The organism is Enterobacter cloacae complex sp. OE43NF, from assembly GCF_023544405.1.
In the GTDB taxonomy this organism is placed as follows: Bacteria; Pseudomonadota; Gammaproteobacteria; order Enterobacterales; family Enterobacteriaceae; genus Enterobacter; species Enterobacter cloacae.
This window is the reverse complement of sequence record NZ_JAMJFW010000017.1, coordinates 1-13331: the sequence shown is the minus strand read 5'-3', so window position 1 is coordinate 13331 and position 13331 is coordinate 1. Positions and strand designations below refer to the sequence as shown.

Annotated in this window: 18 protein-coding genes; 6 read left to right on the top strand and 12 right to left on the bottom strand. The window is 51.0% G+C overall.

The features are described 5' to 3' along the window. Positions 1-7: 7 nt before the first annotated feature. A complete protein-coding gene (locus M8370_RS10180) occupies positions 8-751 on the bottom strand; it encodes a YciC family protein (protein ID WP_013096283.1) in 744 nt (247 codons plus the stop codon). 25 nt (positions 752-776) lie between these two features. Further along, on the bottom strand, positions 777-1181 hold the full coding sequence (locus tag M8370_RS10175; protein WP_058650762.1) for a YkgJ family cysteine cluster protein: 405 nt from the start codon (positions 1179-1181) through the stop codon (positions 777-779). Between the two features lie 281 nt (positions 1182-1462). On the opposite strand from M8370_RS10175, the gene ompW reads away from it, so the two are divergent. Beyond that, on the top strand, positions 1463-2095 hold the full coding sequence (ompW, locus tag M8370_RS10170; protein WP_013096285.1) for an outer membrane protein OmpW: 633 nt from the start codon (positions 1463-1465) through the stop codon (positions 2093-2095). Positions 2096-2148: 53 nt separating this feature from the next. Here ompW and M8370_RS10165 read toward each other — a convergent pair whose 3' ends face one another. From M8370_RS10165 to M8370_RS10115, 10 genes are all read right to left on the bottom strand, one after another. Further along, positions 2149-2553 carry a cell envelope integrity TolA C-terminal domain-containing protein gene (locus M8370_RS10165; protein WP_250020902.1) on the bottom strand — a complete coding sequence of 135 codons (405 nt, stop codon included), beginning with the start codon at positions 2551-2553 and terminating at the stop codon, positions 2149-2151. An 88-nt stretch (positions 2554-2641) separates the two neighbouring features. After that, on the bottom strand, positions 2642-3076 hold the full coding sequence (uspF, locus tag M8370_RS10160; RefSeq protein WP_013096287.1) for a universal stress protein UspF: 435 nt from the start codon (positions 3074-3076) through the stop codon (positions 2642-2644). Between the two features lie 132 nt (positions 3077-3208). Next, the gene (yedF, locus tag M8370_RS10155) at positions 3209-3442 is read right to left on the bottom strand and encodes a sulfurtransferase-like selenium metabolism protein YedF (protein WP_013096288.1); all 234 of its coding nucleotides are present in this window, start codon (positions 3440-3442) and stop codon (positions 3209-3211) included. Continuing rightward, positions 3439-4650 (bottom strand): selenium metabolism membrane protein YedE/FdhT, encoded by a 1212-nt coding sequence (gene yedE, locus M8370_RS10150; protein WP_250020900.1) that lies wholly within the window; start codon positions 4648-4650, stop codon positions 3439-3441. Before yedE ends, yedF begins: the two co-directional genes overlap by 4 nt. A gap of 165 nt (positions 4651-4815) precedes the next feature. Continuing rightward, a complete protein-coding gene (locus M8370_RS10145; RefSeq protein WP_250020899.1) occupies positions 4816-5934 on the bottom strand; it encodes a phage integrase Arm DNA-binding domain-containing protein in 1119 nt (372 codons plus the stop codon). Positions 5935-6232: 298 nt separating this feature from the next. Next, complete coding sequence (locus M8370_RS10135; protein WP_114518983.1) at positions 6233-6475, bottom strand: DUF4060 family protein; 243 nt, start codon at positions 6473-6475, stop codon at positions 6233-6235. Beyond that, positions 6462-8363 (bottom strand): RecE-related exodeoxyribonuclease, encoded by a 1902-nt coding sequence (locus tag M8370_RS10130; RefSeq protein WP_250020897.1) that lies wholly within the window; start codon positions 8361-8363, stop codon positions 6462-6464. The genes M8370_RS10135 and M8370_RS10130 overlap by 14 nt, the downstream gene beginning before the upstream one ends. A 222-nt stretch (positions 8364-8585) precedes the next feature. Then, the gene (locus tag M8370_RS10125; RefSeq protein ID WP_250020896.1) at positions 8586-8858 is read right to left on the bottom strand and encodes a hypothetical protein; all 273 of its coding nucleotides are present in this window, start codon (positions 8856-8858) and stop codon (positions 8586-8588) included. 375 nt (positions 8859-9233) lie between these two features. Further along, positions 9234-9515: a hypothetical protein gene (locus M8370_RS10120; RefSeq protein ID WP_250020894.1), complete on the bottom strand. Its 282-nt coding sequence runs from the start codon at positions 9513-9515 to the stop codon at positions 9234-9236. 277 nt (positions 9516-9792) lie between these two features. Then, positions 9793-10212, bottom strand: a complete 420-nt coding sequence (locus M8370_RS10115; RefSeq protein ID WP_058651033.1) for a helix-turn-helix domain-containing protein — start codon at positions 10210-10212, stop codon at positions 9793-9795. A gap of 77 nt (positions 10213-10289) precedes the next feature. Between M8370_RS10115 and M8370_RS10110 the strand changes: the two genes are divergently transcribed. The 5 genes from M8370_RS10110 to M8370_RS10090 form a co-directional block, all read left to right on the top strand. Next, positions 10290-10502 carry a Cro/CI family transcriptional regulator gene (locus M8370_RS10110; protein ID WP_193144343.1) on the top strand — a complete coding sequence of 71 codons (213 nt, stop codon included), beginning with the start codon at positions 10290-10292 and terminating at the stop codon, positions 10500-10502. Further along, positions 10502-10951 carry a toxin YdaT family protein gene (locus M8370_RS10105; RefSeq protein ID WP_114518986.1) on the top strand — a complete coding sequence of 150 codons (450 nt, stop codon included), beginning with the start codon at positions 10502-10504 and terminating at the stop codon, positions 10949-10951. The genes M8370_RS10110 and M8370_RS10105 overlap by 1 nt, the downstream gene beginning before the upstream one ends. 14 nt (positions 10952-10965) lie before the next feature. Next, positions 10966-11937 carry a phage replication protein O gene (locus M8370_RS10100; protein ID WP_250020892.1) on the top strand — a complete coding sequence of 324 codons (972 nt, stop codon included), beginning with the start codon at positions 10966-10968 and terminating at the stop codon, positions 11935-11937. A gap of 2 nt (positions 11938-11939) precedes the next feature. Next, positions 11940-12680 carry an ATP-binding protein gene (locus M8370_RS10095; RefSeq protein WP_063435384.1) on the top strand — a complete coding sequence of 247 codons (741 nt, stop codon included), beginning with the start codon at positions 11940-11942 and terminating at the stop codon, positions 12678-12680. A gap of 17 nt (positions 12681-12697) precedes the next feature. Beyond that, positions 12698-13331 (top strand): DUF1627 domain-containing protein (locus tag M8370_RS10090; protein WP_250020890.1); only part of this gene is annotated, 634 nt, incomplete at its 3' end.

The following is a 13331-nucleotide window of genomic DNA, read 5'->3' as shown; positions in this document are numbered from 1 at the left end:
CACAGGATTACTGACGAATTAACATATACAGGCGGAACAGATAAACCAGCAGTATCGCTGAAATCAGGTTACTCAGCGTGTTGGCTACCACCGCACCGACGTTCGGCGTTAAGACTGCAAAGTTTGGGGCAAACAGCAGCAGGAGCGTTTTGGCCAGCAGCCAGCTAATTACGGCCGGTGCCACCAGGCGCATATTGGCCCATGCCAGTTTGATGCTGCTGCGCATGGCGGTAAAGATCCCCATTTTGTCCTGCACCACCATCACCGGAGCGAACGCGAGGACGATAGCCAGCAGCACGCCTGGAACCACAACGAGCATGATCCCCATTTGCACCAGCAGGGTGGTTAAAAAGATGAGGATAAACAGCTTAGGCAATACCGGCGCGCTGGCACCGATTGCCCGTAAGGCGCTGACGCGGTGGCCTGCAGAAACCAGCTGGATCATCAGCAGAACGCCGCCCGCGAGAATGGCATTACCGATCAGTCCAGAGAAAGTCGATGCCGCAGAGGCCCGCAGCAGGATTTGCTGCTGCTCTGGCGTCATGTTTTGCACCAGCTCAAACAACCCCACGCTCCCTGCAAGATGGTCGCCCTGGCTCAGGCTGGCGATCTGTTCGTCACTCGGAGAGAACGCGTGACCCAGCACCACCGTAATAAAGGCGCATAACAACGCGATCAGTAAAAAGGTTACGAACTGATTGCGGAAAAAGTTTCCCGTGTCACGGTAGACAGACTTCGCCGTGATAGACATGCACTCTCCTTGAGTATTGCAGGTGTTAATTAGCCGGCAATTGTACACCGGATAACGCGGTCGTGGCAGCATCAAGGCTTGTATGGAAAAGCATATCTTTGTAAAGCGGCGGTAATCCGAAGCGCGCGCGGGCGCGATTACAGGCTTCGTTGACCTGACCCTCTTCGCCAGACATCGCAAAGTCCCGACACGGGCTGGGGCGATCCTCATAGATGGAGCAGCGGGTCGACACGCCTGGCTCGCCTTGTAACGCCACACAGCGGGCCTGCTTTTGATTCGTACCGCTCATGCAGCGCAGAAAAGGGGATAACGGTTCAGTGAGATGAACCGGAACGGTGCCGCCGCCATCGCTGGCTTCGGCCCAGTAGAAAGAGACTCGAAAATACGCACAACAGGCTCCGCACGTCATGCACGGGTTCATATCACTCATGGCACACCTGCAAAAAAGAACGCATCAAATCACATTGTGAGAGCGCTAAATTATCCAGCCGCCATTCGAAGAGCAAGAGGGGGGAAACAGAAAATTTTGTAACCGGGAAATGCCAAAAATTGACGTAAGAACAACTTTTGGCCTTACGGTGTGTCACCAAAAATTAACCCAAATCAATGAATGTTAAGTTACTGGTTTTAATGTGATCTGTGACAGATCACTTATTACTCATTTGTGAGTATATTCTCATCCGCAGCTAAAACCACAACGATGGAGCGGATATGAAAAAATTAGCGGTGGCAGCCCTTATCTTAAGCAGTCTCTCTGGCGGCGCGTATGCGCATGAAGCAGGTGAATTCTTTATTCGTGCCGGTTCGGCAACGGTACGTCCAACTGAAGGTTCTGATAACGTGCTGGGGATGGGCGGCTTTAACGTCAGCAACAATACCCAGTTAGGTTTAACATTCACGTATATGGCGACGGATAACATTGGCGTTGAGCTTCTGGCAGCGACGCCATTCCGTCATCGCGTTGGTTTAGGCCCAACCGGTGATATCGCCACGGTGCATCATCTGCCGCCAACGCTGATGGCGCAGTGGTACTTTGGTGACTCAAGCAGCAAACTGCGTCCCTATATTGGCGCAGGCGTGAACTACACCACCTTCTTTGATGAGAAATTCAACGATACCGGTAAAGAGGCCGGGCTGACCGATCTCAGCCTGAAAGATTCATGGGGCGTGGCAGGACAGGTGGGGATGGACTATCTCATTAACCGCGACTGGTTAATTAATGCCTCAGTCTGGTATATGGATATCGATACCGATGTCCGCTTCAAGGCAGGCGGACAGCAACAAAGCATCAGTACCCGTCTGGATCCATGGGTATTTATGTTCTCTGCAGGTTATCGTTTCTGATTCTACTTTCCGGGACTGGCCAGAACATGGCCAGTCTTTCTAGCGGCTTACCTCTACGGTTGCCCCTCCATGTTCCAGCGGGCAGAACCCATATCCTGAAATACACGCTCGTCTGTGAGGGGCGGGAAGGTGGCCCGTGTTGCCGCGTCGGCTAAAGCCTGGCAATACGCTTTGTCTCCGCCTTTTATCTCCAGGTTCTGCAATAGCCCGTCGATGGTAAAGTCGAGATGCATGTTGCATCGCTTACCATTCCAAGCGTGTGGATCGGCCAGCGCCGAGTCCAGCGCTTTCTTTATCGCGGCAGCCTGTTGACCATAGATATCCTTATCGGAGACTTTACCGGACTGCTTATAGGAGCACGAGTCGAGAGCGGTTTTCTTCTGACAACCTTCAGGCGCGAGAGGAGCACAGCCCGTTATTGCTGTGGCAAGGCATACCAGCATCACTACTTTTTTCATTGTTAAGTCCGTTTATCGAAATTATTTTATTGTACAACGTCTTAAATAAGCCCCGGAATTCCGGGGCTTAAGTTTCTCAGCAGCCTCGCTAGCGTACAACCAGCACCGGGCATTTTGCATGGCGTACCACAACCGCCGCGTTTGAACCTAAAAGGTAGGTTGTGATATCCGGTCGATGGGACGCAATGATAATAAGGTCTGCGTTGATACTGTCAGCCAGCTTCAGGATCTGATCTTTAGGCGCACCTGAAATGGCGTGTGTCTCCACACGATCGGCAGGTAAATTAAACTGCTTAACCATCTCTTTGAGCTTCGTAAGGGCTTCCTCCTGAATCTCCGCCAGCTTTGGCATTTCAACCGAATACGCCAGCCCAAGCGATGAATAGTAAGGGAAAGAAGGCACTACCGTCAGAAAATGGATTTTACCGTTACCGATTGCTGCGTTTGCCTGAACATAGGGAATCACCTGTTCGGTCAGACGACTTTCAGAGATATCGACAGGGACTAAAATTGAATTAAACATACCTCACCTCCTGTTTGTTTTTTATCCACTTTAAGTGTAGTGCTACCATTTTCAGTGGCGCTGTATTCGCCATCAAAATGGGAGGTGAGGCAGCTTTTTTGACGGGGGGGACGCCCCCCGTCACCTGGCGGTTTACTTCTGGATAAGATAGCGAATGGTCGGGCCATCCTGCTGAATATCCAGTACGGTGTAACCGTGGTTTTTGGCATCCAGAGGAATGTTGTTGATGGACTGCGGGCAGTCGCTCACCACTTCCAGAATTTCCCCTTTTTGAAGCTGCGGGAGCGCTTCAAGCGTGGCGACAGCCGGGTAAGGACACGGTTCACCGACCATATCAAGGCGGTAGTCAGGCACAATCTCTTTCATGCTGCATTCTCCTGGGGTTCAGGTTTAACCGTGGCACGGCGGAAGAAACGTTTCTCTTGCGCGACAACCAGTAAAAAAGCGACCAGCAGCAGGGCGTAGGTCACCAGCAGCCCGCCGAGCGGGCCAAACGTGCTGAGCAGATTCACCTTGTCCCAGTTCGTGGCCAGCACCGGAGACAAATCGTCCCAGTACCAGGCCAGCAGGGTGGAGCCGATGACGTTCCCCAGACCTACCCACCAGTAATGCACCTGACCTTCAACCGCGCGGTACATCCAGCCGGTTTCACACCCGCCAGCCAGTACAATTCCGAAGCCAAACAGCAGGCCGCCAATCACCGCGTTCGGACCAGCCCACATGATTTTCGGCTCAACACCCAGTTGCACATAGCTGAAGATGCCAATGGCGCTTACCGCCATACCCGCAATAATCGCTTTGGCCATCATTGTACGGCCGGTGATCCACATATCGCGAAACGCCGAGGTGAAGCAAATCTGCGCACGTTCTATCAGCAGGCCGAAACCGACACCGAACAGCATGGCCAGGCCCAGCTTAGGCTGGTTGAGCGCCGTACAGAGCGCCCAGGCGACCATGGCGAAAAAGACCAGCATGCCGAGACGAAAACGACGACGCGCCTGAGAAGGCTTTTGCGTCAGCGGCGAGGCAGCGCTGACCTTCACCATTTTGACCGGAATGCGGAACAGCGGCAGGAGGGTAAACTTCGCGCCAAAGTAAGAGCCAATCGCCGTGGCGACAGCAAAAAACCAGGCGTGCAGCGAAAACTGTGGAATGCCGGTAAAGAAAGCGGCCAGGTTACACCCCATCGCCAGACGGGCGCCGAATCCGGCAATCATGCCGCCGACAATCGCCTGCATAACGCGTATCCGGCTTTTAGGCATTCGCAACTTAACGTTGTTAGCCCACAGCGCGGCGGCAAAACAGCCCCCGAACATGCCGATAATCATCATACCGTCGGTGCGGGTCAGCGGCGTGCCGTCCAGATGAATAAGCTTAAAGTAACCCCACTCCTCGGTATGCACGCCAGCGAGCTGCAGCAGTTGCCCACCCCAGCGGGTGAATTCGCCGGTTACGGCCCAGAAGGTGCCGGTAATGCCGAAATAGTAGGTGGAAAGGATCCCCGCCGCGATGACGGCCGGTACTGGTGACCAGAACTTAACCAGGTAAGTCTGTTTGAAGTATTGCCATGACATGAGTAAGCCTCTGAACTCAGAAGGTGTATGTTGTTTTAACGGTCTGGAATATATAACTTTTTTCCTTTCTCCAAAACCTCTCCAAAACTTTTCTCCAAAATACCTACCTTTTTTATGACCTCCATCAGTAATTAATCCTCTCCACAGGAGCACCGCAGCGAAAAATTAAATTGCAAGTTTGGTCCATTCCTTCCCGCGATCATCGTTGTATCTGTCAGTGGTTGACTGTGTTTTATGCCCCAGCAAAATTTTCGTATCGATCCCCTGGGCGCGGTAAAGTCGTTCGGACAATGAGCGCTGTTCGTGAAACGTTGTGGGTGTTTTTCCTGCAGGCGGTACGATACCGGCGGCATCACGTGCCGCGGCAAACTCTTTGGAAACCAGAATCAGATTCACAGGTTTCGCCTTACTGTTCATTTTCCCGTGCAAGAGGTAGGGGCTGACAAACCTATCCCTACATTTCCGTATTACATCCTCCAGCGATAAGCCAATGGCTTCACAATGGAGGTTCAGCGGCAATGCAATACGTGCCCCCGTTTTGCTTTGCTCGATGTGCAGATAGCCGTCCTTAATGTCTGAAAACTTCATGTTCGCAATATCCTCCCGGCGCTGACCAGTGACTAAGGCAAGCAGCATCGCTTTATGGGAGTACCGATCCTCGGGTATTTGCGCCAGTATTTTTTTCCATTCGTCCAGAGAGAGGCGCGCACGTGTAACCTTCACCGAAGGTTTTTTTGTTGCTGCTGGTGGATTCCATCCAGGAGGCACCTCTCCTGCATGTTGTGCTTCAGTGAAAATATCCACCCATACCACCCGGTTACAGAGGGCACTGCTGGCATGTCCTGCATCCAGATATTCATCCAGTAACACGGCAAAATCCTTTACCTCCAAACTCTTCATTGGCCGGGAACCAAGCCGCCTGGAAAGCAACTCTGCCATGCGTTTTTTTTCTTTAAAGCGTTTCAGCGATAGCGATCCGGCATCCAGGCTTTGTTTCTGAATCTTCAGATATCGTTCTATCCATGCTTTGAGGCTGATCCCGCGCTGTGCTGCTGCTTTTGGAGTATCATCAATTTGGCGCAAATAGTGCTCGGCTTCTGCTGCTGCAATTCTCTGATTTGCCGTTGTGGCTATTTTTTCCGCTTTCTCTCTGTCTGTTCCCAGGCCGTGGAACTTACCCGTTAAAGGGTTTTTATACTGGTAGTATGTTTTTGCTGTGCGACGATCAAACCGGGCATACAGCCCGGAAATTGATACATTATTTTTTCGTGGCCTTGGTGACATCGCTCAGGATCTCCCGCAAAATTTCGTCATCGTCACTGTGAATTTCTGGTTCGACTCCCGTCGCGCCTGGTCCGATATAAATTGCCTGTTCGTCTATACACCAACGATTTCCAATTTTAATCGGCCTCGGTTGTATGTATCCCAGTTTCCCGTGTTTCACCAGGCATGTGATTGTTATGGGGAAGTGCAATCTGCGAGCTTTCCAGTCACGCAGCGGTATCAGACTTTGTTCACTCATAGCTATCACTCTTGATAGCCAGCTGCGATCATACGTGCTGCAGCTGGCGGATATTGAATCTCACGAATCAGCCAACCCTGGCAGGCGGCGAAGATGACGGGCTCTGGTCATGGCCGTCGCCACATAACTACGGCTCCGGTTGACGACTTCGACTGTCACTTTCTGTTCGCCGACACGCACTGTGTAAATCGTCTGGGTGTAGCGACGCCCATGTTCGCCATATTTTTCAAAATGGCATTTGAGCGCGGCGGCGCATGCTGGCCCGCCGATGCTGTCTCGTTTGCTCCGGTTAATCAGACGCACTGGAGCCTTCCTGATGATTGATAACGCTGCGGGCAAGCCCGGCGGCCATAGCCGGTAATTCCTCATACTGATTGCAATATGCTGGGTTGGAACATAAGCCCTGCAGCGCTGCAATGGTAAGCTGTTGCAGGTAGGTAACAGGCGAAAGCGGCGCGTTTGTAACAGCTGCTGGTTCTGGGGCGGCAATCGATTTTGCAGGAACGGCTGGCGGATCGAGCTCGACAGATTTTGGTGGTTCCGGACGGCGATATTCCACGATCGCATCAAGCGCTATTTTCTGGCGAACGCTGATATCGTCTGACCACTTTTCAAGAATCGTAGTGGCAACATTCTGTACTTCTTCATCACTGAAATCAGGCGACAGGCAGAATTCTGTCGCGGTGATATCTGCAATCAGTAACGGGATAATCTGCTCGATCTCTTTACCCGTGGTGGCGATGAGGTATTCAATATCGTCATTGTCAACGATATTTATCCGCCCAGACATCAGTTCGTTTAATGCATGGGCGATTTCAATCTCGCGATCATTTAGAGCTGTTGGTGCTTCCTGTTTTTCGCCCTCATTTGAGGGGGCTGTGTTCAACAATGCATCGACAGAGAATACGCCGCCGCCCAGGTTCTCCACCCGCGGTTGATCCCCGGTTTGATTTTCAGGTGCTGGGCTCTGAGCGAATGCCTCTTTGAGTTCTTTGTCGAGTTGCGCAGCTTTGCCAGGGCAAACTGCTGGTGGCAGAGTTTCGCCCGGTACAGTCGATTCGGTTTCATCATTTTCTTTTTTCTCAGCATTGGTGCGAGTTTTTGGGCGGCAGGCCGTATCAATTGTTTTCTGGTCAGGGTGCGCGTGGTCAGATTCAACCAACTCGCGATTGATGTACTCCCGTAATTTGATCGGATTGAGCCAGATGTCTTCTGGTGCTGACTTGATCAGGGCGATGATGGACGCACGCGAATAGTCCAAAATTCCAGGGGTGCCGCGTAGCTGCGCCCACCATGCAGTAAAACGAGGATCCTGTGCGGCTTCCGCCATTGCTTTCGCTGGAATCATGTATTTATTCGGGATCCAGTAAATGTCGATCTCGTCGTACATACTCAGAATGGCAATAGCCACTTCGATACGCAGCGTAGAGAGGTTATGAACCAGATCCGGGCTACGGTCTGTCTTGTTTCCACCACCCAGCGTGGAGCCGGTGTCTGTACGGTTTTCTTCTGTGGTGGTGGTAGACAGAGGGCGCTTATCAACTGGTGTATCGATCCATTTAGCGATCTGCTTTTTAATGTCCGGCCACTGTGCAGATTCTTTGGTGTTCTCACGTAACCAGGAGAGTAATTGCGCCTGGCGTTCCGGCGCCAGCTCAAGCGCACGTCTCTCTTTTGTTAGGGCTTCTGCCAGTTCGCGTGTAAAGCTGCCAGCATCATCATTAACCAGGTCAACGATCTGGCCGTACTGCGCTGTAGTGATTCCCGGGACCGGGCCGAACAGTGCCAGACAAGCCGCGCGGGATGCCTGGTCGAGCTGCGCAACGATTTTAATTTCTTTCTGAGTCTTGTTGTCCTCCCATTCTTCCTTTGCATCAGCTTCTGGCTGTGGCGCCGCAGCTGGTTCACCAGCATTCACATTCCATACGGCCACACTGTCGAAAAACTCAGATGAGAAGACGTCAAAATCAGGGCAGGGAAGACCTTCGCGGTGCTCCCAGATTTTCACCTTGAAGTAATCATCCATATGTTCAGGAAGTTCTGCCGCCAGCTTACCGAAAATAACGGCTTCAGCGATGGCTTTTGTTGCCGCATTAACTGCGGTTGCAAGTGGTTTTAGATCGGGATGTTTTTTTAATGCTTTATCTTTTGGGAAGTAAGCACCACCAAATACTTTTAACTCAACAGACATATTAACCTCGTTTAATATTTGAAAAATGATGTTGAATGAAATGGTTTGCGGATGCCGCGTTTTACTTTTCTTAAAGCGTCACGCTTTTCTCTTTTTTCATTGCATTGCTCACATAAATAAATCGTGCGCTTAAAGGGATATATGTCTGTTTTCCTTTCGTGCATTTCCGATTTTTTATATTCGTGGCAGCAAACAGCGCAATGACAAATGATGTCATCCATATCAATTAAGTTGTTGGCGCTTATGGTCGTAATAGGATATGCCACAGGAGTTCTGCGCTTCTGCGAATTTCACAGACAGCAAACTAATGTTTTTAACAGCGCATGCAGGGCAATCGAACTCCCCGAGTACGTAGCCACCATCAATCACAACGGTAACAGGGCCGGAGGATGGCAAATGAACTACGCCTGAAATAGAGCCGTTAACATTAAAGGTTGCAAGGTCTGAATTTACGATTGCCAGGCTCAATTCTACGGTAGTAATAGTTGCTTTCATTTTATAATCCTTAATTTAAGATGTGAAAATCCCTGCCGTTTAAGGCACGTTTTTATCGTATATAATTAAATTGCAGTCAGGTTGTTGCGTTTATATCGACGCTATTAACCTTTAGAGTTCAGGATTGCCTTTTTGAGCCAGAAAATAACAAAGTTGTCGAAGTTTTATTTCAAACCAGTTAAGGCGAACTGCCTGTTGCCGTGATGGTTGACGATTAAAGTCTGTCATAATGTATCCCCTATGAAGGTTATTAACAGCCATCTACAATTTTCAATTGTCCACAACTGGAAGAACACTCCGCCAGCTAACAAACCAATCCCCATCAGTGAAAGGGTGGAATGCGCTTCCATGTTGCAGACAAGTTTTCTGCGAGGTTTAAGCAAGTTCAGTCAGTGTTTTACGCATCTCTTGACTAATGTTTCTGCCAGCCTTTTCGCAGCGAACAAGCAATTCTTCTGCGTCAGAAAGGTGATTGAATAACGCGGTCAATTCATCAAAATCAATACCAATTCCGGCATCAGCGGCCAGCATTGTATCTTTCAGATGATCGATATCTCCACGCAGTGAACTAGCCATTTCTTGCGCTTTAATTGCTAACTCCGTAACAACGCCAGCATTCACATACCGAACTGCTAAATCTAAATGTTGTTTTGACATGTTTTCCTCTCACAGCTACTGCTGAGCCTATCTTTGCGAATCATCCGGTCATTCATACGCCACCGGCGGCTACTTCGTGGGCATCCTGCCTGTTCGCTTTGTTAGCCCTTATCGCCGGGTAGGCGGAACGTTTACTGATTACTGCTGTTAAGTTTTGATAACGCAGATTGTTATTTAAACCTAACAAAACGTCAAGGGTGAATTTCGTAAAACCTAACATCAAGGTCGTGAAAAACACAAAAAGGCCGCTACTGATGCGGCCTGGCGTGGAGAAAAATTATTTGATGTCGAGATTTTTGAGGATCTGCAGGATTTCTTCTTTGCTTTTGGTTTTTATCAGGTCATTGAACGTTTCATCGTAGTCTTTGACCTTGTCCCGCAAGTTGATGATGTGTTGCTCTTTCTCTGAATTGGGGAGTTTTTCAAACAGCTCCAGAAGCTGAATCTGTTGCGGTGACAGCAACCGATGCGATTCTGCTGGGGCGGGTTCGTATCCGTCATCGCCTTTAATGATCCAGCCAGGTTCAACGCCCAGAGCTGCAGCTAACTTGAAGAGATTATCGCCCCTTGGTGAGGTTTCATCACGTTCCCACTGAGAGATTGTGACATGAGCAACCCCAGCCTGTTTGCCTAGGCTGCGCTGGGTATATTTCAAAGCAGAGCGCCGCTCTTTTATACGCTGACCGATCGTTTTCATAGTTCGGAAATCCTAACGCGCATTGACTCTTGTTTCCTTAACATATAAAGTTAGGAAAACTTACCAAGGAGAACAAAATGAAAACCGAAGATGTAATCAAACACTTTGGGAAAAAAGCCAACGTGGCGAGGGCTCTCAACATCGCTCGATCCTCTGTGAGTGAGTGGGGGGAGTTAGTACCTGAACGACGCGCCGCTCGACTGGAAAAATTAACGGGTGGTGCATTGAAGTACGACTCAGTTTTGTATGAGCACAAGGTTAACCCCAAGGCCTCTAAGGAGTCTGACTGATGGAAATCAAAAAACTGGCATATGAGCTGGAGTCCTGGGCGCAGGAAAAGGGCTGGAAGACTGTGACGCAGCTGATAACCCCACATCACTTTGGTGATCTGCTTCAGTCACTGGATGACGTATCTGATCCGGACGAGTACGCGCGTCGGTTGCATAACAACAAGCAAATCATTCAGCGTGCGTTCCGCAACGATACGCCTAATTACCTGAAACAGGCGGAAGCGCTGAGCTATGCAATCCGTACCGCCATTGATAACGAACTGGCGCAGAAGGACTGCATGCATTACCGGGCGGCCAGGGTTAACAAAGAGTGTATCGAAGCCACCAATGCTGTCTTCACAGGCAAGCCGCAACCGGTAATCCGACGCGAGACTCTGGAAGCGATCGATGCGCTGGCGCAGATGGCTGGCGTGAAAGTCCAAATTATGCACTGCCACCGTGCGGCGTAAGGGTCAGTAAAACCATGAATCCATCTGACATCATTCGCGGGTTCGGTCGTCCGGTTGCTTATTACCCGGCACTGGCCGAACACCTCGGCGGCGTTAGCGCCACAGTTCTTTTTTGCCAGATGACCTACTGGATGGACAAGCTCACCTCTGATCTGGGTGTGCATAAAACCTCAGAGGAAATTCAGGATGAAACCGGGCTGAGTTACGAAGAGCAGCTGACGGCCCGGAAAAAGCTTAAGCGTCTGGGGGTTTTGGTAGAGACACATAAGCGACTGGAGCACCGGATTTACTTCAAAGTTAACTTTGAGCGAGTGGATCAGGTACTAACGCAAGCCATTGATAAATCACCAAATGGGCAAAACCCATTTCGGGAAATGGGCAAAGCCCAGGTCGGTAACGAGGGAATCCCTTGTTCGGGAACTGGGGAAAGCCCAGCCCGCGGGGACGGCAAAACCCATTTCGATCCTACAGAGATTACTACAGAGACTACTACAGAGAATAAAAACACTTCTTGTCCGGACGCTTCGCTGTCGGACGAACAACTGACCAAAGAGGCGTTTTTAAATCGTCATCCAGAAGCCGTGGTTGCCCATGCAGGAAAACGGCAGTGGGGAAGCAAGGAAGATCTGACCTGCGCCCAGTGGATGTGGAACCGCATCGTCAAACTGTATGAAAAAGCCGCTGAGACAGACGGGGAACTGGTGCGCCCTAAAGAGCCTAACTGGACTGCATGGTCCAATGAAATCCGGCTGATGTGTGCCGTTGACGGCAGAACACATAAGCAAATTTGCGAAATGTTTTCGCGTGTACAGCGAGACCCGTTCTGGTGCCGGAACGTGATGTCACCGTCAAAACTGCGCGAAAAATGGGATGACTTAATTCTTCGACTGCCATCGCCAGGGGCGGTTCAGAATCAGGCTGGTGGCCGGGATATCAATCGGATCTCCTGTCCTGACAGCTCCGTTCCGCCAGGATTCAGGGGGTAAGCATGCAAAACGCAGGTTCCATTCTCGATCGCCTTCGCCGCGTCATTCCGCCGGGCGTAGAACCCAAATTTAAGAGCGCCGCTGAGCTGATGGCCTGGCAGCGCGAGGAAGGTCTAAAACGTGCCGCTGAGGTGGACAAACTCAACCAGCAGGCACGTGCAGAGAAAATTTTCGGGCGATCCGGGATCCAGAACCTGCACCGCAGCTGCAGCTTCGCGAATTACACGGTGAACGGCGATGGCCAGCGCCACGCCCTGAGTATGGCAAAGAGCTATGCGCAAAATTTTGGAACCGGTTTTGCGAGTTTCGTTTTCACCGGAAAGCCGGGTACTGGCAAAAACCACCTCTCAGCAGCCATTGGAAATTATCTGCTGAAACAGGGGCGAACGGTGCTGATTGTCACTGTTCCGGATCTGACCCTGCGCGCCAGGGCCTGTTATGACGAAGGGCGTTCTGAAGCCGCGCTGCTGGATGATCTCTGCAAAGTTGATCTGCTGGTGCTCGATGAAGTCGGCATCCAGCGCGACAGCCGCGGCGAGAAAGTTTTGTTGAACCAGATTATCGATCGCCGCCTGGCCGCCATGCGCCCGGTTGGTGTTCTGACCAACCTGAATTACGACGCGCTGGTAGAAACCCTGGGTGAAAGGGTTGTTGACCGCCTGCGCATGGATAACGGCATTTGGGTGAACTTTGACTGGGAGAGCTATCGCGGAAACGTTAGCCACCTGAGACCTGTTAAGTAAATTTTGAGGAGAAAATTATGGAATCTGTAATCGACGCACTGAAAGCCATGAAAAAAGCGACATATCGTGAGGTTGCCGCCCGTCTTGATATTGAGCCCGTAGAAGCGCTGAACATGCTACGCGAGCACAAACAGCAGGGGTTGTGTGATTTCTTCGATGGGTCATGGTCAGTCGGTACCGCAAAAGAGCAGGCCAGGGAACTGGCAAAAGCACCAGCTGTGACACCAGTGCACCTGGCACCGCGTCTGAAAGGTGAGGAACCAGCACCGGTTGATGCTGAGGTCGTCCGCCAGCTGCTTGGCAAGAACGGAGCTATGACCACCGCGGCACTGGCCGCAGTTGTTAACCGTAATGCCCGCGGCATGGTCTCAGTGATGCTGGCGTTTGAGCGCCAAGGTGTAGTTATCAAAAATGGCCAGGGGAAGGGCGTGACATGGTCTCTCCCTGTAACCGGCCAGACTGAAACAGACAGCACCGAAGCGGTACAACCTGAGCCAGGCAGTAAATCCCTGAATGAAATTATTGGGGATATTCCTGCGTTCACCGCCCGCCCTGATGACCTGATTATTCCGTCATCGCGCTTTATTTCGAACGAAATCCGCCGCACAAAAGCGAAGCTGTCAAACCTGCAGCGTCTTCAGGGTGCCGTTC